Genomic DNA, 22,298 nt, shown 5'->3' on the forward strand with positions numbered 1-22,298 from the left:
AGGTCACCGGCAACCCACACGGCGCCGCGGTCCCCGCCATGTTCGACCGCGGGCACCTGGATCACCTCGCGCTCACCGCCGCGTCGCCGGAGGCCTTCCGCGCCGCCCGCGACCGCCTCGTCGCGCGCGGAATGAGCGACGGCACGGTCGAGGACCTCGGCGCGTTCCACAGCTTCTGGTTCCGTGACCCGGACGGCATGCGGGGCGAGCTAACCCTCATCACCGACCCGGAACTGCGGGACATCCACGAACCTCGCCCCCTGGTGGCGGGCTAGCCGACCCCACCGGTGACCGGACGTGGCCTGACCTCTACGCGGGCTCAGGTCACGATGGGGAGCTTCTCGTAGCCGCGGACCGTGCTGGTGTGCAGGCGCACGGCGTTCTCGTGGTCGACCTCCCAGGTCGGGAAACGCCTCAGGGTCTCCTCGATCGCTACCCGGCTCTCCAGGCGGGCGAGCCCGGCGCCGAGGCAGAAGTGGATGCCGTGGCCGAGGGAGACGTGGCTGTCGACGCGGCGGTGGATGTCGTAGACGTCGGGGCTGTCGTACTCGCGGTCATCGCGGTTGGCCGAGCCGGTCAGCAGAAGGATCTTGGACTTGGCCGGGATCGTGATCCCGTGCAGTTCGACGTCGCGGGTGGTGACCCGGCCCTGGACGGGCGAGGGCGCCTCGTAGCGCAGCGTCTCCTCGACCGCGTTCCGGACGAGGGACGGGTCGGCGGCCAGCTCGGCCCGCTGGTCAGGGTGGGCAGCGAGGATGTCGGCGGCCCAGCCGAGGAGGCGGGCGACGGTCTCTGTGCCAGCCGCGGTGAGCAGGACGGTGAAGTCGGCGGCCTCCCGCGTGGACAGCCGCCGGGTGCCGCCGTCGGCGGCGCGGACCTCGGCCTGGACGAGGGCGGTCATCAGGTCGTCGCGAGGTGCGGCACGCCGGGCCTCGATCTGCTCGGTGAAGTACTCGTGCAGCTTCCTGGCGGCGGCGACGGCGATCTCGTTGGCCATCCCGGCGGTCTCGTCGTGGTAGAAGGTCCCGTCGATCATGTGACGGACCTCTTCGCGGTCCCGCGGGTCGACCCCGATGAGCCGGGAGATGACGATGGAAGGCAGCTGCGCGGCGAAGTCCTGCACGTAGTCGAACCCATCGCCGCCGACCCGAGGATCGAGCAGCTCCGCGCAGGTCTCGCGGATGACACCTTCCAGGCCGCCGACTCGGCGCGGGGTGAAGGCCCGGGAGACCAGCACCCGCAGGGTCGTGTGGGCCGGCGGATCCATGAAGATCATCTGCCCGGTGTCCCAGGGCTCCGGGGTCATGACCTCCAGCACGGTGCCGTAGCGGGAACTGTAGGTGGCCGGGTCCAGGTGGGCGCCGTCGACGTCCTCGAACCGCGCTAACGCGTAGAAGTCGAACTTGTCGTTCCGGTAGACGGGCCGCTCGTCGCGCATCCGCCGCCACAGCGGGTGCGGATCCAGGTCGATCGCCTTGTCGTACGGATCCCAGTACAGATCCTCGGTCACGCTGGCCTTCCTTCGCTCGCGGTGGTCACAGCACGGCGGAGATGGCGAGGCAGCGGTGAGACACCGCCGCTCGACACGGGCACGACTCCCGGTCGGCGGTCGCGAGACCGCGTCCAGGACCGCACACCTCACCCAAGATGCGATCGACGATCGCCTTCCGTGGATGGAGTATGCGATCGCCGATCGCGCACCGTCAAGATGGGTTTGAATAGTGGAATGGAGCGGCGATCACTCGCGGAGACCGGCGGCGACACCCGGCTCGACGCGCCTGAGCGCGAGGCCAGCACACACGCGTGCGACATCGGTTCTTCCACCCCTGGGCCGGCAGCCCCCCGACGCGGGATCGCACCGCCCGAGGCGGGATCGGCCCGCTGGTGGGCCCAGCGGGCGGCATCCGCGAGCAGGCGACGCCCGCGTCCGGGAGGGCTGTCCTCGGACCGCATCGTCGAGGCGGCGCTGGACGTCCTGCGGGAGGGCGGGTTCGACGCGTTAACCCTGCGCTGCGTCGCCGAGCGGCTCGACACCACCATCGCCTCGCTCTACCGGCACATCGCCAGCCGCGACGAGCTGATCGCGCTGATCGCCGACCACGTCATGGGCGACATCCGGCTCGACCGCACCGGCCGAGGCTGGCGGGCCGACGTCGAGGCGTTGATGCGCGACTTCCGCCGGATCAGTCTCGACCAGCCGTTGCCGCCCTCGGCGCGGAGCAGATCGGGCTACGGGCCGAACATGCTGCGCGTCGTCGACGCGGCCCTCGGCCTGTTCCTCGAGGCCGGGCTGAGCGCCGAACAGGCGGGCTACGCGACCATCACGATGCTGGAGCTCATGGCCAGCGCCGTGATCCTGCGGGCCCACCGCGGCCAGGGCCCGGGTGGGGCGATGGGATCCGACGGGTTCGACGAGCTGCTCGACCGGCTACCGGCCGACCAGTTCACCGCCCTGCGCGCGTCCGGGAGCACCTACGTCTCCGCGGGGGCTGACGACGTCTTCGACCACAGCATGGCCATCTTTCTCGACGGCGTGGCCAGCCAGCTCCCCGGAACCCGGTGACGGCGACACCGGAATACCCCTCGACGCCGGTTCCAGCCACTGTGGTGATGGTGCCGGTGTCGGCCCCTATCGGCTGGGTTCCTGGCGGGGTTGCGGGACTGGTTCGGCGAGGTCCGCCGGGGTGAGGTGCGCGAGGCCATCATGGTGGCGGATGACGTCCCGCGATTTGGCAAGGCGGATGTCGTCGAACGCGGTCACGCCGGCCATCGTCACCGCGACCAGCCCGAGTGCGGCGAGCGCGGGCAGATGGCTCAGCGCGGGGATGATCGCGAGCAGCAGCACAGCGACGACCAGCCTCGGCAGATTCGGCTTTCCGACGTTGCGCCACCGGATGGAACTGACACCAATGAGATACAGCGCCGGTCCCAGCCCGAGCGTCACGGCGGCGAGACCCTTGACCGGATCGGTCAGGTCATGGTCGGTCGTGTCCGCGACATAGCCGGCCACCTTCTTTATGCCGAGCGCGGTCGTCAGGATCCCGAGGACCAACAGGAAATGCAGGTAGGTGTAGGTGTCGCGGGCCATCGCCGTCCGGGCTGCGCCGGTTCGTCGGCGCAGGATCCGCTCACCGACGAGCGCGACCACGTCGAAGTACAGCCACCACATCGTCGCCGACACCGCGATCGCCAGCGCCATCGTGGCGAGAACGGCCCAGCTCACCGGATACGCCGCGGCGCCGGCGCCGAGGGCGACGACGGACTCGCCCAGTGCCACGATCACGATCAGCCCGTGCCGCTCGGAGAAGTGCCCCGGGGCATGCACCCGCCAGCCCTCGCCCGCGGTCACGAAGATGCCGCCGTAGTCGACGGCGAGCGCGGCGAGCCAGATCAAGGTCCGAGTCCCGTCGTCGGCGAACGCGCCGACGACGAGCAGGACCGCGGCCACGGCGACGGGCACGGCCGCAACCACGATCTGGCGCAACAGCACGGCATCCCCACGCGCCGCTACCGCGTAAACCAGGAGATGCTCGACGCGGACGACGACGATCGCCAGCGCGAGCACCACCGGGGCGTCAAGGCCGCCGGGCAGGTCGTTCCACGCCTCCGGCACCGCCAGCGACGCCGCGGACATCGCCACCATGGCGGCGATCAACGCCGCCCGCAGCACACCTTCGTCTGCCCGCGCCTGATTGCCCAGCCAGGCGTAGCTGATCCAGGCGAACCACAGGATCGCGAGGAGCAGCAGGCCGCGCAGGGCGCCGCGCGCTGTCGGGTCGTCGGCGACCAGCGCGGTCACCTGGGTGAAGGCGAAGACGAAGACGAGGTCGAAGAAGAGCTCGAGGGTGGTGACCCGGTGCGTGGAGTCGGTCGGGACGATCCGGCCCGTCATCCTCACCGGCGCCCGGCGCCGGCCGGCCGGCGGGGCCGGGACGTCCGGGCTGTCGCCACCGGCGGGGCCAGCGGGCGTGGGTGCCTGGTCCGATGCGGTCACGGGTGGAGTCCTCCCACTGCGGTCACCGACCGTCGTCGGCCGCCGGGAAACGATCCGCCCGCGGCCGGCGGGCGGGCCAGAGGATCGGTCCGCCGAGATAGGCCGCTGTTCATCGGATCTTCCAACCCGGCCCGGCTACTGATCACGTCCGTTTGCGGTCGGCGGCGGCTCGCTTGCCGGCTGTTTCGGCACGCGATCGGTCTCATCGGGGGCGCCGTGTGGTCAGGTCGGGGCTGGGTCGTCCTCCCGGTTGATCGTGAGGTGCTACTGAAGCTGCCTCGTTCGACCACTCCCGAACGGTGCCGCGCGTCGTCACGAGCCGATCATCCCACAACCGCAGCAGGATCGCGGCGGCCCGCCAGCGACCCCGCCGTCCAGCCCGGCCAGCAGCTCCATGTTCCGACGGCCCGACAGATACGGGTAGAACCTCGGGCTCTCGACGAACCCGCCGACCCCGTCCGGCATGGCCGAGCCCGCGCCGGCCCAGGTCCGGCCGAACAGCACTGAACGAGGAAAGAGCGCACGTCGGCGCCAGATCCACAACATTCAACCGGCCATCAAGTACGCCGATCTAGTCTGCGGCAATGACAGCGAACAAACCGGGCCGGTATTGAGGGCCACCACGACGGGCCCCGTGCTCTCATTCGGTCCGTTCCTGGGCGCGGTAGTCCTGGACGGCGCGGTCGACGTGTGCCAGGAGCTCCGGAGTCATCCGGTGCATGGCCCGGCGGTCGTACCAGCGGACGATCAGGGTGCCCGCGGCGAGCCAGCAGAGCAGGCCGATCGCGGCCGCGACGAGGCCACGGGCCAGGCCCGCGTCGGCCTGGGCATCGAAGTACAGGATGGCCCGGTCGCCGGCGAGGATCTGCCGCAACGGCTCGGCCTCGCTGAGCAGCCGGAAGAAGTCGGGTAGTGCCTCGATGGGCACGGTCCCGCCGGCCGAGGCCAGGCCTGCGTAGACGAACAGCAGGATGGCGACCAGCTGCCCGGGGGTGCCGAGCACCGCGAAGAGCACGATCGTTCCGGCGGCGACGCTGGCCGAGCACAGCCACGCGTAAAGCCACAACAGCAGCGGATTCGGAGCGTCCATGCCCACAGCGCCGGCCGCCACCGCGAGCATCAGACCAGTCACCACCGCGGTCAGGACCGCCGCCATCGCCCATTTCGTCAGCAGGGTCCGCCACCGGCTGATCGCTTTCGGCTGGAGCTGGGTCCACCGGGGACCGACCTCGGAGGTGCCGTAGCCGAGCGCCGCGTCCACGGTGGCGTGCAGGATGGTCCCGGTCAGGAACCCGCACATGAGGGTCAGCAGGGCCAGGTAGAAGGCGCTCAGGCCCAGCGCGCTGTTCTGCGGCGGGGGGTGGAACTGGCTGGTCGTGACCGTCACCGGGTGGGCCAGGAACGCCGTCGTCGCGGCGTCCCGGGTCCCCGCACCGGCGGCCGCCGTGAGCTGGCCGCTGATCGTCCGCGAGGCGGCGGCGACAGCGGGTTGCAGGATGCCGGTGGCCAGGCTCGCGCCCAGCGTGCCGGCGCGCGGGTTGGTCAGCAGTTGGATTGCCCCGCCACCCGTCGTCCCGGCCGTCGGCAGACCGGCCGCCGCCAGGAGCGAGGCGGTGAAGTCAGGCGGGATCACGATGGTCGCGTACGCACGCCCGCGGTTCATGGCTCGTTCGGCCTCGGACAGGGTCACGGGCTCCAGGCGCAGCCGGTGGGACACCGCGGGGCTCGCCCGCAGGCCGGCCTCGACCTGCCCGCCGATGTCGAGGTGTTCTGTTCCCAGCGTGGCCCCGCGGTCGCTGTTCACCACCTCGACCGGCAGGCCGCGCACATGAGCCAGCGGGTCTACCGCTGACCCGAGGTACAGCGCGGTCATCGCCGTGACGACGACCGAGGCCAGGATTAGCGGCAGCACCCACACCGGGCGTTGCCGAAGAAGGTCGCGCGCGCGGACCGGAAATTCATCCCGCGGTGTCCCGTTCTCCGGACTCAACAGGCCGTCTCGTTTCACTCAGACCCTCTGGGCCGCTCGGTCTGTGGGCCGACCAAAGGCCGCCAGCCCACCACGGGACGCGCGGACAAGGGTGTTCGCGTGCTCGGCGGGCGCTGCGAGCACCGTGCCGGTCGATACCGCCGCCAGTCCGGTGGGCAACGTCTGTGAGTCACCGTCACCAATGCGGACCCTCCAACATCGAGCTTCGATGTTTGTTGTTCTCAACCTCGAACAAGGGTCAGCGTAGAGCCGGGTTCTTGACGAGCGCTGGACGAAGGCGGGTGCACGCCGGCGACAGATCCACAAGTATTTCACTCTTCATCCAGAACTCCGGGTCCACACCTGGTCCGCGGAACCCCGGGCGACGAGCGCGTCAACGAGCCGGCCGCTGCCGTCACCCGCCACGTCGTCGTCGGTGAAGCCGAGCGCGAGCAGGCTGTTGACGCGCCGAGCACAGAGCCTGCGGCACACCGAGGCCTGCTCGCGCTGGTCCTCGCCGAGCTGCCCTCGACCGCCGACGAGCGGTAACGACCGGAACCGGCGGGTCAGCTGCCGGCTGGCGGCACGTCGGCGGTCGTCGCGGTGGTGGCGGTCGCGTGGTCGAGGGCGTCGTTGAGGGCGCCCAGCTCGGCCGCGAGCGCCTGGACGCGGTCGCGCCCGAACTCGGCGAGCGCCTTCCTGAAGACCTCGCCCCGCAGGGTGCCTTCGTGCAGGTAGGCGCTCTCGCCCTGGGGGGTCGGCCTCAGCAGGCGGCGCCGGGTGCCGGGCACGGGGTGGAGCTCGATGAGCCCACGGCTGATCGCGGACTTCACCTGGCGGCTGACCGTGGACTGCTCCAGCTGCAGCACGTTCTCCAGATCCCCCATCGACGAGGGGCCCATCTCCGTCAGCGCCCACAGGATCCGGAAGCTGGACCGGTCGAGTATCGACCCCTCGGGCGTCTGGACCCGACGCCGGCTGAGCCGCAGGACCTCGCGCCCGATGGCCCGCAGCAGCGTCTCCTCGATGGGCGGCTGCTCCCCCGGCGCGCCGTCCGCTCTGACCTTCGCGCTCACCTGTCCCACCTCGCCTGCGCCCCGTCCGACGTGCCCCGATCATGCTCTCCGCGAGCCGCGGGGCGGGATACGGCGGTTCACACGGCGGAGGGGACGTCCTCCTTGCCGGCGGCCACGACCGCCGCGGCGGTGCCGGCCCTGTCCGGCCGACGGCGGGGGATGAACGCGGCGAGCCCGGCACCGAGGAGGGCCGCGGCGGCGCCGACACCGAAGCACAGCGTGAACGCGCGCTGACTGGGCAGCTCCGTCGGCCCGAAAGCGGTGGTGTTGCTGGTCAGCAGGGTACCCATGAGCGCGGCGGCCACGCTGCTGCCCACCGAGCGGGACAGGGAGTTGAGGCCGACCGCGGCGGCGGCCTTGGCCGCCGGCGTGGCGTCCAGGATGAGGGTGGGCATGGCGGCGTAGCCGATGCCGACGCCGGCCGACGCGACGCACGTGACGATGAGCAGCTGCCACGAGGCGTCCATGAGGAGGGTTCCGAGGCCGTAGCCGGCGGCGATGACGAGGGCGCCGATCATGAGGGTGATCCTGGGGCCGATGCCACCGATCAGCGCGCTGGAGATCGGCGCGAACAGCAGCATCATCAGGCCGGCGGGCGCCATCCACAGCCCGACCGCCTGGATGGACTGCCCAAGACCGTAGCCGGTGCCCTTGGGCAGCCCGAGCAGCTGCGGAATCACGATGGACTGCGCCATCATGCCGAAGCCGACGGCCATGGCGGCGACGTTGGTCATCAGCACCGGCAGCTTCGCGGTGGACCTCAGGTCGACCAGCGGCTCGGGCTGGCGCAGCTCGAAGGCGCCCCAGGCCACCAGCACGACCAGGCCGCCGGCGATGGCGCCGAGCGTGCGGGCACTGCCCCAGCCCCAGTCGGTGGCCTTCGAGATGCCGATCAGGAACACGACCAGTCCCACCGCGAGGCCGAGCGCGCCGACCAGGTCGAAACGGCCGCCGTGGCTGTCGTGGACGTGCGGGATCGCGACGATCGTGAGCACGAGTATGACGGCGGCCACGACCGTCGAGACCCAGAACAGGGTGTGCCAGCTGCCGACATGGACGATCCACGCGGCCAGCGGGAGGCCGATCGCGCCGCCGACACCCAGCGTGGCGCTCATCGTGGCCAGGGCGGTAGGGGCCATACGCGGCGGGGTGATCTCGCGGATGAGCGAGATTCCCACCGGAATGAAGCCCAACGAAACGCCCTGCAGGGCGCGGCCGACCAACATCGGCGTAAGCGTGCTCGAGAGCGCGCACACCAACGACCCCGCGACGAGGAGGGCCGCGCTCACGACGAGGACCCGTTGCTTGCCGAACAGGTCGGCGAGGCGGCCCGCGACGACCATGGCCACCGCGGCGGCCAGCAAGGTGATGGTGACGACCCAGGGGGCGTTGGACGGCGAGGTGCCGAGCAGTTGCGGCAGCTCCGACTGGATCGGGATGACGAGCGTCTGCGTGAAGGAGACCGTCATCCCGCCGGCGCACAGCACGGCTACCGAGACGGCCGGCGGCGTGCTCCTGGCTCCTGCAGCAAGAATCATGGTCTTCCTTCCGCGGGCGTCGACATGCATGCTACATGCATGTAGAGGCGGTGATGTCGCGCACTAGCCACAAGCGGATGGAAATCCTCCACACAGAAAAGATGATCACCTGGGGAGATGTCAGGCCACAACGGAAGGCCGACACGGAACCGGGCGACGGCGACGCGAGCAACGCCAACGCGTGCGGGGACCAAGCCACGTTCCCGGCAGGTCGGCCTTGCCCGGCCGCGGACGGATCTGGGCGGGGGATCTACACGGGAGGATCTCGGCCCGTGGCCGAGGTCCTCACCGCGACGCCGCCTTGTCCCGGGCGCCGGACACGGTCACGCGGGTCGCGCGCCCGCGCCGCGCCGGCCCGTGAGCGTCAGTCGGCCGGTAGCTCCCCCGCCTCGGGCCTGGATACCAGCGCCGCCGTCCCCAGCCCGACCTCCATGGCGAGGGAGAGCCAGAAGATCCAGTCGGTGCGCGGGCGGTCGACCTTCAACGAGACCAGCCGGGCCGCGGCCGCGCCCAGCCAGGTCACGCCGACGGCGGTGCGGGCGGCCGGGGCGCGGCTGACGAGCGCCCATCCGCCGAGAGCCGCGTAGGTACCGCCCAGGCCGGCTCTCGTCTCGGCGCGGCCACGGCCGGTCGTGGCCGGCAGGTCGAGCGCGGTGGCAAACCGAACCGGCATCACGACCCCGGCCGCCCCCGACACCATCAGCGCCGCACTACTGACCCGGCCCGCGTTCATGGCCGAACGCTAGCACGCGCGACACCCCGCCGCGATCATGGCTGAGGAACGGGCACTGAACAACGAGCGATGAGTTCCGGCGCCCCGCTCGGTCTGTCCCAGAACCGAAGAAAGGAAAGGGAGAGGGAGGGACGGCATGAGCGCGCCCGAGGTGCTGATGGACGGCGTCGTGTTCGGTGAGTCACCGCGCTGGCACGATGGACGGATCTGGTTCTCCGACTGGGGAGCGAACCAGGTGATCGCGCTCGGCGCCGGCGGCGGCCACGAGGTGGTGGTGTCCGTCCCCTCGTTCCCGATGTGCATCGACTTCCTGCCCGACGGGCGGCTGCTCGTCGTGGACTCGGCGCGGCGGCGGATCCTGCGCCATGAGCCGGACGGATCCCTGGTCGAGCATGCCGACCTTTCCAAGGTCTCGGAGAAGCCGTGGAACGAGATCGTGGTCGACGACCGGGGCAACGCCTACGTCAACACCATCGGTTTCGACTTTCCCGGCGGGGACTTCGCCCCGGGCCTGGTCGTGCTCGTCACGCCGGAGGGCTGCGTCGACGAGGTCGCCGACGGTCTCGCGTTCCCCAACGGCATGGCGATCAGCCCGGACGGCGCGACGCTCATCGTCGCCGAGTCGTACGCGAACCAGCTCACCGCCTACGACATCGGCGCCGACGGCGGCCTCGGCGACCGGCGCGTGTGGGCGCCGACGCCCGGTGACCACCCCGACGGCATCTGCATGGATGCCGAGGGCGCCGTCTGGTACGCCGACGTCGGCAACCAGCACTGCGTCCGGGTCCGCGAGGGCGGCGAGGTGCTGGCCACGATCGACCTGGACCACGGCGCGTTCGCCTGCGCGCTCAGCCGCGGCGAGGACCCTCGCCTGTTCGTCGTCGGCCAGGCCTGGGGTGGGCCCGGGCCGGCGCAGCCCACCGGGCGGGTCGTGGCGTTCCCTGCGCCCGCGCCCGGCGCTGGGAGGCCCTGACCGGGCCGCTTTAACAGACAAAGGACTATGCACCCAGCACGCGTCCGGCGCGGAACGCTAGCTCCCGCCCGTCCGGTGCTCATCGGCTGCGTCCTGGGACGGCAACGAGCTGGCACAGGGAACGGCGAAGCCAAGCTCGATCATGCGCTGGGCGATCCGCGCTGGGGTCCAACGGAACCGGAACGATGAGGCCAGCACCTCGGCGCGTGAGACCGGCCGGTCCACGAATGCCTCGGCCGAATCGATGAGCAGGTCGGCGAGCCGGCGGTCCACGCCGTCCACGAAGGTTTCGAGTGCGGAGTCGACCAGACTGGGCACGGCGCAGCCAAGCTCAGCCAGCCTGTCGACGACGCGACGGGGCGACCAGCGGAGGTAACCGGCCGCGGCGATGACGTGGGCGACCGGCGCGACGCCCGCGCGCAGCCAAGGGCCCCGTCCATCGAGGCGGGAACTGAGCAGGATGACGTCCCGGGCAGTCAGCGCGCTTGCCGGCAAATCGGGAAGGGTGCCCGAGGCCGGCACGGACAGACCGAGGTCGGCGAACGAGGTGCGGACAGTCTCGATGTCACACCCAGTAAACTGGGCCACAGCCAGGATCTGGGCTGGACAGAGCTGGTCAGCGTCCGGCCCGGCGGTGTCCATCGCATGGAATACGACCGTCGCGTGCTCACGCCCCATCCGGTCCAGTTCCCTCGGCACTCCCACCAAGTCAAGACCGAGCCGCTCGTACCGTTCCCGGACCTCGGCCACGTCGCAGGCTAGGACGCACGCCGCGTGGTAAACGTGCGCCAACGGCACCCGTGGGTCCGTCAGGCGGGGCGCCTTCCCGTCAAGATGCTTACTCAGGAGCACGACGTCGACGGCGTCCACGCCGTCCGGCGTCTTGGCAGGAAGCTCGGCGAGGGTGAAGCCGAGGCTCCCGAGTCGGCTGGCTATGTCGCTTGGCGACCGGCCGGTGATCCCGGCCGCAGCCAGGACGTGTCCGAGGCCGATGTCGTCGTCCGCCAGCCACGGCGGCTCGCCGTCCAGCGCCCAGGTCAGGAGGTCGATGTCGTCAAAGCTCAACTCATCCGGGAAGTTCGCTCCTGCGTAGACGGCGAGGCCTGCTCCCAGCCCACCGATCCACGCCGCCAGCTCCGCCGGACCGCGCGACTGGCGCCGAGCCGCGTCGCGGAACGCGGTCGCTAAGATGCTGGCCCGACTGAGCCCCGCCCAGCCCTGCTTGAGCAAGGGATCATTCGTTACATCGAGCAGGTCAACGACCGTGCGCTCCTCCGCCGCGGTCAGCTCCGTATCCCTCACCGCGTCGACGTCAAAGCCGAGCTCGCTGAGCCTGCCGGCGGCGGCGCGCGGTTCCTGCCCCGACTGCGCCGCTGCGCGCAGGACGTGCGCGCCAGGCACACGCGCATCGAGAACAAAAGCGTCCTGGTCGTCGAAGTCTCGCGCCAGCAGGACGATGTCGGTCGGGCGAATAGGCGATGCCATCAGCCCTGCTGGGTCGGCCGCCGCCAGCCCGAGTTGGCGCAAACGAGACGCGACCTCCCCAGGAGGTCGACGCAGGCGATTCGCAGCAGCGTGTACCTGCGCTGCGGGAATGAAATTTCCCACGTGGGCAAGATCCGCCCAGCCAGTAAATGACGAGCTCAGCACTACGCCGTCGTCGTGCGTGATCTCCATGCCACCAAGTTCCGGGAACGCGATTCCAGTCTCCTCCAACAGCGCGAGAACGTCGCCTATCGAAATTCCATCCGCACCAACCATATACAGCAAGTCATTAATTTCACACCTGCCTCCGGCGAACATTTTTTCAAGACTGAACGAGCTGATCTCGGCGAGCCGCGCGACACGAGATCCTCTCGGCTCGGCAACGCGAGCCACGGTGTAGCCTTCCGCGCGCAGCATTTCGATCAACGCCGGATAAGCGACCTTGGTGACGCCCGCAAGGCCGAGGAGGTGAACCCGATTTACGGCGCTCCCCATCGTCCACAGTGGGTGGCTCTTCCCGACTTGCGGAAAATGATCCGCAAAATCTGGTGACGGATCTTTCGGTAGACGAATTGTTCTCGCGACCGGAAATCCAAGCTCGCGGAGCCTGTCAACGTTGTGACTACGAGATCCCCGCTCCTCAGGTAGCAGGCTGCGGAGATAGCTCGTAGGAACCGGGGTCTCGCCCAGCCCGTCAGACGTGTCCCGACTCACGATGAGTGCATCGCCTTCACCGAGGACGATGCCTTCCAGGCCCTCAGCTCTTGGCACCCGATAGCCGAACCTATGCAAACGGTCGGAGACCTCGGCCGGGCTGAGTTCTGTGTAGAGGGCGGATCGCAGCACATGTGCTCGGCTCACTCTGCCCGGCGAGAGCCAGGGACCTCGTCCGTCCAGCTTGGCGCTCTGCAGAACGAGGTCCATTGGGACTACGGCGACAGGACCGACAAGGGGCGGCCACACCGCGACTCCCAGGAGATCGAGACGATTGCATATCTCCTCGGGCGGTAGCATCAGGCGACTCGCAGCTGCGAGGACGTGGCCGGGACTCACGCCATCGTCGCGCCATCTCCAGCCCAGCAAGGGAGATTGACCGTCAAGGTCCCTACTCAATACTGTCTTTTCAAGCTCGGAGATGTCCGCTGTTTCCATGCCCTTCAGGCTGGGTACTTGGAAGCCAAGTCGACGAATTCGCCGACCGACCGCCTGCGGCGTCGTTCGCAGACTACCGGCTAGGAAGCCGACATCCGATCTTATAACTACAGGCGCGAGCTTATTGCGGTAACTCGCAATCAGAATTACTTCCAGGTCGCTTGGCACTACCCGTTCGCGACGTCCGTGATCGCGTTCGCTGTCTCCGCCCGGTTCGCCGTGCGCCCAGATAGCAAGGCGCGAAAAGAAAATGGTGTCAGGGACTCTGAATGGATAGATCGCGCTAACACCCGATCGGGCGGCAGGGCGATTAAGGGGATTGAAGAGCCAGAGTGCACTGTCCGTGGCGAGTAGACCGCTTCGACTAACAGGCACACGTCCTTTCCCGACTCCCGCCCAAGATTCGCCATCCGCAGCCATCAATTCGACCAAGGCATCGGCCACCAGAGGGAACGAATAGGCGAATGCTGTCAACCATTCGACCGTCACTTCTAATGCATTGGACGACCGCAGGACGGTAAGTGCGGCCGTAAGCACGACATCGACCGCTGGTTCGTCCAACAATTTTCGGATCTTGTTGCGGTCGACCGACAACTCTGGGACCAAAGGACCGGTCAGATCCAGCACAACGCCGAAGATAGCCTCGCCGGCCCATAGCCCATCGGCGAGGATGGCGCCAACACCGTTGCACCACCATACGCCACCACCGGCCGCGACGATCTGCGTCGTCATGCGACGCAGTAGTTCCTGGAACGGGTCAAGAGTCCCCACGGGTGCCGAAGGAGCGAGCCGACCGGCGGGCCATTTTTCGAGCGCCGCGCCCTCGGCGGCATACGTGTCGAATTCGGCAACCCAAAGAATCCGTCGCAGGATGTCCACGCACGAGATCGACGGCCGTTTGGGATCCCGGCTCAGATAGAGTCTGACCGTGGTGCCGCTCTCCCGCCCCGGGCCCAGCGGCTCGATGCGGAAGAGATTGCCCGGGCCGGCGATCGTGACGCGCAATAGCTCACCCGGACGCCCGTCGGGGCCCAGGCGGCACGTCTCGACCCGGATCTCGTCGGCAATCATGAAATAGCTCAGCACACCGACGCCGAAACGGCTGTTCGGGTGGAACTCGATTGGCGGGTCGCAGGCCGCCCAGCGGCCCATCTCCTCGACGACCTCGGGAAGGTCGACGGTCCGTGTACCGGCTTCGGCGAAGACGTCGGAGATCTCCCGGTAGCCCATACCGATGCCGTTGTCACGGCACTCAACGTAGGGCGTGCCGTCGGGCTCAAACCCCTGCCGGAAGTCGATCCGGCCGGTCCAGGAAGACGGCCGGCCGGTGGTCCTGGCCAGATACTCGGTGCGGGCGCGACGGTAGCGGCAGGCGTCAAGCGCGTTCTGGTAAAGCTCGCGTACCGCGAGCGCGCGGTTCTCATAGAGCTGTTCGCCCATGAGCAGTTCCTGCACCCGGTCCTCCGCGAGGCGGAACTGCGCGCCGGCGGAAGTGTAGCTGGGGTGGCCATCGATCTCGGTGGCGCGGACGCCATCGGCCGTGGCATGGGTGGGCAGCCCTGCAAGCGCCGGGATCTCGGCGGTCGCGCGATGGGCCTCCGCGAGGAGGGCGTCGAGTCCCGCGGTGTGCCGTTCCAGGGCGACCTGCAGCGCCGGGTGGCGGCACTCGACCGCGAGGGCGCGGGTGGAGCGGCCTCTGCCCTGCCACTGAGCGCGCCGCAGCGCCGTTTGGACGTCCGTCAGGTCGACAGCGTCCGCGACGCCGAGGTGCTCGACAAGGACGGCCGGCAGCGCCGCCAGCTCCAGCGCCATCTTCTGCCCGATCGCGAGGAGGTAGCCGACGAGCCGCTCCCGTAGCGGCATCTCCTCACTCGTCGCCGGAGCGACCATCACCACGTCCCGCAGCGCCCCGACCCGCCCCGACTGGTTCAGGAACGTGGCCGTCGCGCGCAGCGCGGTAAGGATCTCTGCCAGCCGTTCCGTCCGGAACACCTCGGCCGCGAGGCTCTCCTGGCCGCCTTCAGCGGTTACGCCGGGGAGCAGCTCTAGTAGTACGTTCTCCCAGCGGGCAGTCACATGAGACTCGCACCATTTGTGCGCGAGCCACCAGGTGACGGCCGAGGCCGCGGGCTGGTCACCCGCTAGCCCGGCCCTCTCGATCCGGCGGACAAGCCGGGGGTGGCCGGTCGTGAACGCGTCAAAGTCGGCGCGTTCGGCTCGGCCGGTCAGATCATCGGTCCAGCCAGGATGAGCGACCGTTGCCTGGGCGACGAGAACCGTCCAGACGGTCTGATGCAGGTAGGGCCCGACCACGAGCAACGCCGCCTCAGCGGCGGACAGCTCCTCGGGCCCGGCGGGCAGTTTGCCTATGAGGAACTCGACGCGGCGCGCCATCCGACGGGCGAGATCGGGATCGTGCCAAGGATCGCCGGCGAGAACCTCGGCCGCAGTGTGGTGTGCCCGGCCAAGCCGGTCCACGAGGTCGCCGGTGGCAGCCCGAAGCGCGGCGGTCGCGAGGGTGTCGGCTGTGCGCTCCCAGGCGCGATGGTGTTCGGCGGCCGTAGTCCAGGCGTGTGGAGGAGGATCCGCGGCGTCTTCGTCGGGCAGCGCGGGGAAGGGGAGGAAGCGGAGCGGGTCGCAGGGTGACAGTGGACGGAGCAGACAGCACTGATCTGTGCCCGCGCCGTCGTCCCTGCCCGAGGCAGGTCTACCCTGCGCGTTCGGCTGGTCAAAGACGGCGAGCCGACCATCCGATGCGCTACCGGCCCCAGAACCCGGCGCGGGACTCGCCATGACGCCTTCGAGCGCCGCGTGCAAATCCGCTAGTGTCCGAGGCAGCGGGCGGGTCGCGAGCACGTCGATCAGCGCGCGCGTGAGCGAGGGGCGAGCCGCAGGATCGGGAGCGTCGTCGCCCCCACCGCCGGCGGCCCGGCTGCGGTAGACGTAAGCGACGTCGACTCCGGGCGCGGGCTCGATGCGGCCGGTTGCCCAGCCCAGGTCCGTGACCGCACCGCAGACGACGTCGTCGTACTCGGTGATGCCGTCGACGAGCACCAGCACCCGAGCGGCTGCGGTGTGGGCGAGCGGTCCGGACCAGTCGACAGGCACGCACAGGTCCCAGAAGGGCTGGTATCCCACGGTGGCGTCCGCAGGAACAAGGAAGTCGCGGCCAACGTCCGCGCCCCGCGCAGCGCGATGGACCGCGTTTCCCGCAAGAAGGAGAAGCAGGGTGGAGCCGGCCGCGGCGCTGCGAAGAAAACCGTGGACAGCCGCTTTCACGGCGCTCGCGCCCGACCGGGAGCGATCGTGGATTTCGGTGCGGTAGCCGACGGACTCCAAACGCTCCGCCGCGCTGTCGAGCATGCCCGACAGCCACGGCAGTGCGGGGAGCCGTTCGTCCTCGTAGGAGCCGATGCCAATGAGCAGGGCCTGAAATTCCGCCGGCCGGTCCTGTGTCGACGCGCTGTGATAGCTCTCGGCGCCGGGGAAGGCCGGCGAGGTCACGCCCGGTCCAGACAAGACAGACACACCGGGAAAGACGGGCTCATGGGTCGGCTTGGCGCGGCCCGCGATCACTTCGCGGACCCTCATCAGCAGCTCGCCGCGGGCGCGGTGCTCGGCCATACCGAACAAATCGAACGAGACAACCTGCCCGAGCAGACCAGGGCGGTCGCAGTCCTCGATTCGGACCGGAATCAGCCGTCGGCGGGCGCTGTCCGGGTCCGCAGCGACGGCTGCCTGCCATTCCTGCGTTCCATAGGCCGAGTCGAGGTATGCAGCCGACAACACGGCCAGGGTGCGGGCTGAGTCTCGGATGGCGTCCTGCATGGCATGCGTCCAGTTGGTCCCGGCCACCATGTCCCATGCTTGGAGATGGACGCGGAAGCCTGCCGCCTCGAGCTGCCAGGAGATCCACTCGGCCCAGGCACGATCCGCCTGGGTGTAGGAGACAAAGAAGTCCCACCGATCAGCGGATCCTGTGGTGTGGTGACCCCCGTCGAACACAGGGTAAGTATGGCAGCTCGCATACGATTCCCGGCTGAAAGTGCGACCTTGCCGACGGCGGTACGCCGCCGACCCGTCAGCAGCGGTCGCGGACTGTTCTCATCCACGCCACGCAGCGACCGCGGTCCTCAGACCGCCCGGGCGCCGCCCGGGCGCCGACCGGGTGGATCGTGATCTCAACTCCTACAAGCACGATCAATCGGATCGGATGCTGATAGGCAAGGTCCACCCGCTGGCAGCTTCTGACCTGCGTGTTCCCGAACTGTACGTAGCGCCGCTCGGGCGACGCGAGCCGCCCGCACCCCGTTGCCGCACACGTCGCCGACGACCAATGCGCAGCTCGCCTCGTCGAGTCGTGCCCGGCCGAACAGGTGACGTCCTGAGCGGCCACGGCCGGCGCCGGACCGAAACAGGCCGAAGAAATCACCGGGAACACCGTCCCGGCCGGCCCGGCAGCGTGCCGCGACCTCGACGCCCGGTGGCCACGGCAACCCCACGAGCGAGCCGGCCGTCGAGCCGGCGCCGGGATCCGATGGGTGTGGAACTCGCTGTCGCGGCGGGCCGAAGGCCAGATACGTCTTGATCGTGCTGTCGACCGCGAACACGGCGAGTACCCCCAGCTGACAATGTGGTGATGGGGAGGCCGACTCGGTCACCTACCTTGCGCGTTGTGACGCTTTCGCCGACCGCGACGACCTCGCCGACGCCTTCGTGCCCGAGAACGAACGGAAAATCCCAGAACGACAGGACCATCTGCGCCAGGAGCCCATCGGTGTAGCAGATGCCGCTGGCATGGATTCTGACGAGCACCTGGTGAGGTTCTGCCACGGGCATTGGGACGTCCTCTAATACCCCGCCGGGATCACCGCAGCCTTCATAGTTGCCATCTCGACACTCCTCATCTCTCGTTGACCGCACCCAGGCTCACAGCAACCAGGGGTCTTGTCGGTGCGACCATGCGGGATTTTCGGTCGGCGACGCGCGCGCAGGAGGCCTCGTCCACCAGACAGGACAGCATCAAACGGCGATCCGTGGCACGCGGCGAGCCTCCACGCCATCTGCCAAATATCACGGAGAGCTATCGTCGGCGCCTCGGCGAGATCGGCGAACTCCGTGGAGGTGGCTGGTTACTCGCTCGGCGGCCAGAGCGGCGACGGCACCTCGAAGCCCAGCGGGCCGTCCCAGCGGTTGCGCGCCGCCACCTCGTGCACCGGCCGCCGCCCGGCGACACCCCAGCGCCCGGTCGGGTAGCCGAAACTGACGCAGCAGGCGTTGATCCAACCCTCGCCCGGAGGAACCTCCAGGATCTCCAGCACCTCCTCCTTCGCGAACGCCCCCAGCACGCTGGTAAGCGAGCTCCCGATGCCTTCCGCCCTGGCGGCGAGCTGGGCGTTCCAGACGGCCGGGTAGATCGAGCCACCGGTCGGGTCGTGCCGCACGAACGCGAAGAGGAAGAGCGGCACCTCGGCGAAGTGGTCGGCCAGCCAGTCCGACGAGCGCTGGATCCGCAGCAGCGTGGCGCTGTCCTCGGAGCCCGGATCGGCTCGGGCGGCCGCCAGGCGGTCGGCGTAGAAGGTCTCCCACAAGGTCGTCAGGGCACGGCGGTACAGCGGCGCCAGCTGGCCCTTGACCGCGGGGTCGTCGACGAGGAGGAAACGCCACCCCTGTGTGTTGCCACCGCTCGGGGCCCGGATGGCCGCATCGAGAATGCGGGCCTGGGCATCGGCCGGGATCTGGTCGGGACGCACCCGCCGCATCGCCCTCGTCGTGTAGAGCGCCTCGTGGATCTCCATGCCGATCTCTCCGATCTCTTCAAGCCTCTTCAAGGCCGCCGGTCGGCCTCCGGCGATTCTCGCCGCCGGCCCGGCGGCATGGCCGATCATGATTCTGGTCGGTGGCCGATCATTGACCCGGAGGGCGGCGGGCCGGTCACCAGATCCGGCGGAGCTGTGCGCCCTCCCGGCGAGCACGCAGCTGTGCCGCGCGCTCGGCCAGGGTGACCTGGGGCGTGTCGGCGGGCAGGTGTTCGCGAATGCCGGCGAACGGCACCTTCATGATGGTGGGGTCGGGATGGTCGCTGGCGTGGTTCCAGCGCAGCTGGATGACCCCCCAGGGATAGTCCGCCTTGTCGAGCCAGTTGGGCACGCCCGGGTCGAGCCGCGAGATGACGGCGCGGAACTTCCCGTCCCCGTCGAGGCGGGCCTGCGCGTCGTTGAGACTGGACTGCCTGTTCACCCAGTCGACGGTGCAGAAGCGGTCGTCGGCGACAAGTGCCTGCCAGTAGCGGCTCTGCCTTGGCACCTCGGTCTCGATGATCAGGACCTCGTCATCGTTGATCTCGTGGATGCCGTCGTAGTAGACCTGCTTCGGCAGCCCGCCCATCTCGTCGATCTTCTTCGAGCGCAGCAGCGTGTTGATGCCGTGGTGCTCGCGGTAGTAACGCACCAGCTTCATGTCGAAGGCGATCATGCCTTCGACCCAGGCGGCCAGGTCCGAGAAACGCCGGGCAGTCTCCGCCGGCGACATGTCGGCTCCCCCGTCGTCCAGCCGGTTGATGGCCACCCGGGCGTCGTCCTCCCGGATCCAGTCACAAGAGCACTTCCGCATGAGCAGGCGGCGGGTGGTCGGCTCCAGCCGCCACCAGTCCCCGGTGTGGCCGTCCGGGCGCTCGGCGCTGAGCAGGACGCGGAAGGAGCCGTCGTCGCCGAGCCGGAGCTCGTCCAGGTCGTGGGTGGACGGGACCGGTCCCCCGCTCATGTCCGCCGGGCTCATGATGTCGAAGCTCTGCTGCGTGATCTCGACGAACCGCGTCGTGCCGCGGTAGCCGGAGATCTCGTACACGCCGTCGACGTCGACCTCGGCCGTCGAGTAGACGTAGTCGGGGTCAGGGCCGCCCTGGTTGAAGGCGTAGTTCCACAGCGGCATGAACACGGGTCGGCGGGCGTCGGTGTAGACCCGGCACAGGTAGCCGCCGGCCAGGATCGACAGCGCGAGCTTGTTCATGTCCTGTGTCTCGGCCTCGGAGGCGCCGCCCGGCCGCCACTGGGCGATCAGGTTGTCGGCGACGCCGTCGAGCGCCTTCAGCTGCTCGGACCAGGTGGGCAGGCTCATCGTCCGTATCCCCTCAGCATTCGACTTCTCAGCATTCGACTTCTCGACACTCGACTTCTCGGCGCTCGGCTTCTCGACACCCGGCTTCTCAGCGCTCGACCTTCTTGCGCTCGACCTCGATGCCGAAGCGGCGGATGTAGAACTCGTAGTCGGCGCGGATCTGCTCTTCGTCCAGGCCGAACTGCTCGGCGGTGTACCGGTGGACCCCGTGGGCGCCGGACCGGTTGGCCTCGTGCCAGTCGGCCATCGCCCGCTCGACCTCCGGTCGCAGGTCCAGGCCGAGGAAGTCGTAGACCCGGTACACGGTCCCGATCGGGTCCCTGACCAGCTCGCGATGGTGGACGTCGAAGAACCGGTCCTCGCCCAGGCGGGCGCGCGACGCGATGGCGTTCTCCATGCCGACGCGCAGGTGCTCGCTGATCTCCCGGCCGAGCCGCCGGTGGTCCCGCTCCCCCGTCGGCGGCGGGAGGATCGCGGACACGATGCTCGCGTAGGACGGAACCACCTTCGCGGGGTCGCGGTGTGTCATGACGAACCGCGCGTCCGGGTAGGCGGCGGCCAGCGGCTCCAGGTGGAACTTGTGGTGCGGCGCCTTGAACAGCCACAGGTTCGGCGGCCGGCGCGACTGCAGGAGCTGGATGACGCGCCGGTGGTACGCGAACGTGTCCGTCAGGTCGGCGCCGCGCCACCAGGCGTGATAGCCGTACACCGGCAACGTCATCTGCTGGCCGTGGAACGACATGCCGAGGACCTCGCTGTCCTCCATCGTCGCGTCCGCGTCGTAAAGATGCATCGCCTTCAGGTGGGCGGGGACCTCTTCGTACTCCTTCACCAGCTCCAACCGCCGCGGGTCCGTCAGCTCGGTGTCGAACTCCGGGGGCGGGCAGGGCTTCGACTGCTCCCAGCCGCGCAGCCCGCGGAACTGCGGGTCAAGCGACAGGATGTTCGCGAGCGCCGTGGTGCCGGTTCTCGGCAGGCCGTTGACGTCCACCGGCCCGCGCACTGGCAGGTCCGCGGTCTCGGGGTGCTCGCGGTACCACGCCTCCAGTTCGAGGCGGTTGACCAGCCGGCGGTGGAAGACCCCGACGACGGTGGCGTCGGTGCCTGGGCTCAGGTCCCCGTCCCGTTCGAGGCTGTCGAGCAGGACGTCGAGGCCCGCGCGGAAGTCGCCGGGGCCGAAGTCGGCGAGGCCGGTCGCCGCGGCCGCCGCGTCGAGCAGCTGCTCGCTGGTCGGGTAGCGCATCGCTCAGCTCCTCGGCTCGCCCGCGGACAGCCCGCCGACGGTCAGCTCGCCGGCGGTCAGCCGGTCTGGGAGCAGCTGTTCGGCGACCCGGCGGAAGCCCTCCCGCCAGCCGACCTGGCAGGGACCGGTGATCGAGGCGCGCCTGGTGCGGTCGCCGACGGAGCCGACGGACGCGCCCGGGATCGGCTCGACGTCCACCACCGCCGGGCCTCCGAGGAGCTCACCGAAGTACGCCGCCCACTGCTGGACGCTCACGGCCTGGTCGCCGGCCCAGTTCACGATCGTCGCCGGCACGCTCGCGGCGGCCAGCAGGGGCTCGACCTGCGCGCAGATGTCGTCGTCGTGGATCGGGCTGTACGGCATCGGGTCCCAGCGAGTCCGGATGTGCTGCCCAGCCGCGACGGCTTCCAGGTGCCAGACCGGGAGGCCGCCCTGGTCGCTGTAGGCGCAGCCCATCCGGGCGATGGTCACCGGGAGGCCGAACGAGCGGGCGCAGTACCGGGCGACCGCCTCTTGGGCGATCTTGGAGACCGAGTACGGCGCCGACGGGGGCGCCATCGCGTCCCCGAGGGGATCGTTCTCCTGGAAGGCGTGCCATGGGTCGGGGTGCGGCTTGTATGTCGAGACCGTCGACATCACGAGCGCGGCCTTCGCGGACCGGCAGTGCTCCAGCAGGCGGCCGGTCGCCTCGGCGTTCACCCGGATCGCCCGGTCGTAGTCGTCCGCGCTGAAGTCGGCCGCGAGGTGCAGCAGGTGGGTGAAGTCCGTGGGCAGCGCGTCGAGCGGGCCGTCGGCGATGTCGACCGCCCTGGTCGTCACGCCGAGCGCCTCAACCTTCGCCCGAGAGGACGGATCGGTGAAGCGGGCGATGCCCCAGACCTCGTTTTCGCGAGCCAGCGAGCGGGCCAGCCCGTAGGCGATGCGGCCAGCCGGTCCCGTGATCAGGATCTTCTCGCCGGTCAACACGGCAATCGTCCTTCTTGGCATCTCACGGGACGTGGAGCCTAGTTTGGAGCCAT

At 69.5% G+C, this 22,298-nt stretch carries 16 protein-coding genes; 3 read left to right on the forward strand and 13 right to left on the reverse strand.

Annotation, left to right across the window (positions count from 1 at the left end):
* Nucleotides 1–38 precede the first annotated feature (38 nt).
* Entirely contained in the window at nt 39–275 is a 237-nt protein-coding gene (locus QOZ89_RS36680; protein ID WP_071051853.1) for a VOC family protein, read from the forward strand.
* 44 nt (nt 276–319) lie between these two features.
* On the opposite strand, the gene QOZ89_RS36685 is transcribed toward QOZ89_RS36680, so the two are convergent.
* Entirely contained in the window at nt 320–1,510 is a 1,191-nt protein-coding gene (locus QOZ89_RS36685) for a cytochrome P450 (RefSeq protein WP_071051852.1), read from the reverse strand.
* Between the two features lie 216 nt (nt 1,511–1,726).
* Between QOZ89_RS36685 and QOZ89_RS36690 the strand changes: the two genes are divergently transcribed.
* A complete protein-coding gene (locus QOZ89_RS36690) occupies nt 1,727–2,563 on the forward strand; it encodes a TetR/AcrR family transcriptional regulator (protein WP_241842121.1) in 837 nt (278 codons plus the stop codon).
* A 66-nt stretch (nt 2,564–2,629) separates the two neighbouring features.
* Here the strand turns inward: QOZ89_RS36690 and QOZ89_RS36695 are convergent, their stop codons facing one another.
* From QOZ89_RS36695 to QOZ89_RS36720, 6 genes are all read right to left on the reverse strand, one after another.
* Entirely contained in the window at nt 2,630–3,994 is a 1,365-nt protein-coding gene (locus QOZ89_RS36695; protein ID WP_083419446.1) for a low temperature requirement protein A, read from the reverse strand.
* Between the two features lie 640 nt (nt 3,995–4,634).
* Complete coding sequence (locus QOZ89_RS36700) at nt 4,635–5,984, reverse strand: YhgE/Pip domain-containing protein (RefSeq protein ID WP_312628486.1); 1,350 nt, start codon at nt 5,982–5,984, stop codon at nt 4,635–4,637.
* A gap of 318 nt (nt 5,985–6,302) precedes the next feature.
* The gene (locus QOZ89_RS36705) at nt 6,303–6,455 is read right to left on the reverse strand and encodes a hypothetical protein (protein WP_349308061.1); all 153 of its coding nucleotides are present in this window, start codon (nt 6,453–6,455) and stop codon (nt 6,303–6,305) included.
* A gap of 74 nt (nt 6,456–6,529) precedes the next feature.
* The gene (locus QOZ89_RS36710) at nt 6,530–7,039 is read right to left on the reverse strand and encodes a MarR family winged helix-turn-helix transcriptional regulator (protein ID WP_241842119.1); all 510 of its coding nucleotides are present in this window, start codon (nt 7,037–7,039) and stop codon (nt 6,530–6,532) included.
* Nucleotides 7,040–7,116: 77 nt separating this feature from the next.
* Nucleotides 7,117–8,577 (reverse strand): MFS transporter, encoded by a 1,461-nt coding sequence (locus QOZ89_RS36715; protein WP_083419445.1) that lies wholly within the window; start codon nt 8,575–8,577, stop codon nt 7,117–7,119.
* 364 nt (nt 8,578–8,941) lie between these two features.
* Nucleotides 8,942–9,310 carry a DUF4345 family protein gene (locus QOZ89_RS36720; RefSeq protein ID WP_071051848.1) on the reverse strand — a complete coding sequence of 123 codons (369 nt, stop codon included), beginning with the start codon at nt 9,308–9,310 and terminating at the stop codon, nt 8,942–8,944.
* A gap of 136 nt (nt 9,311–9,446) precedes the next feature.
* On the opposite strand from QOZ89_RS36720, the gene QOZ89_RS36725 reads away from it, so the two are divergent.
* A complete protein-coding gene (locus tag QOZ89_RS36725; RefSeq protein WP_071051847.1) occupies nt 9,447–10,283 on the forward strand; it encodes an SMP-30/gluconolactonase/LRE family protein in 837 nt (278 codons plus the stop codon).
* Between the two features lie 57 nt (nt 10,284–10,340).
* On the opposite strand, the gene QOZ89_RS36730 is transcribed toward QOZ89_RS36725, so the two are convergent.
* The 6 genes from QOZ89_RS36730 to QOZ89_RS36755 all read right to left on the reverse strand — a co-directional run bounded on the left by QOZ89_RS36730 (nt 10,341) and on the right by QOZ89_RS36755 (nt 22,245).
* Nucleotides 10,341–16,925 (reverse strand): wHTH domain-containing protein, encoded by a 6,585-nt coding sequence (locus QOZ89_RS36730; RefSeq protein ID WP_312628490.1) that lies wholly within the window; start codon nt 16,923–16,925, stop codon nt 10,341–10,343.
* A 423-nt stretch (nt 16,926–17,348) separates the two neighbouring features.
* The gene (locus tag QOZ89_RS36735; RefSeq protein ID WP_083419443.1) at nt 17,349–17,759 is read right to left on the reverse strand and encodes an alcohol dehydrogenase catalytic domain-containing protein; all 411 of its coding nucleotides are present in this window, start codon (nt 17,757–17,759) and stop codon (nt 17,349–17,351) included.
* Nucleotides 17,760–18,052: 293 nt separating this feature from the next.
* A complete protein-coding gene (locus QOZ89_RS36740; RefSeq protein ID WP_071051957.1) occupies nt 18,053–18,718 on the reverse strand; it encodes a nitroreductase family protein in 666 nt (221 codons plus the stop codon).
* 136 nt (nt 18,719–18,854) lie between these two features.
* Nucleotides 18,855–20,036 carry a DUF1214 domain-containing protein gene (locus QOZ89_RS36745; protein WP_071051845.1) on the reverse strand — a complete coding sequence of 394 codons (1,182 nt, stop codon included), beginning with the start codon at nt 20,034–20,036 and terminating at the stop codon, nt 18,855–18,857.
* A gap of 88 nt (nt 20,037–20,124) precedes the next feature.
* Entirely contained in the window at nt 20,125–21,279 is a 1,155-nt protein-coding gene (locus tag QOZ89_RS36750) for a sulfotransferase family protein (RefSeq protein WP_071051844.1), read from the reverse strand.
* A gap of 3 nt (nt 21,280–21,282) precedes the next feature.
* Nucleotides 21,283–22,245 (reverse strand): NAD-dependent epimerase/dehydratase family protein, encoded by a 963-nt coding sequence (locus tag QOZ89_RS36755; protein ID WP_241842118.1) that lies wholly within the window; start codon nt 22,243–22,245, stop codon nt 21,283–21,285.
* Between the last annotated feature and the right edge of the window lie 53 nt (nt 22,246–22,298).

The sequence above is a fragment of the Pseudofrankia coriaricola genome, assembly GCF_032027725.1.
Lineage (GTDB): Bacteria > Actinomycetota > Actinomycetes > Frankiales > Frankiaceae > Pseudofrankia.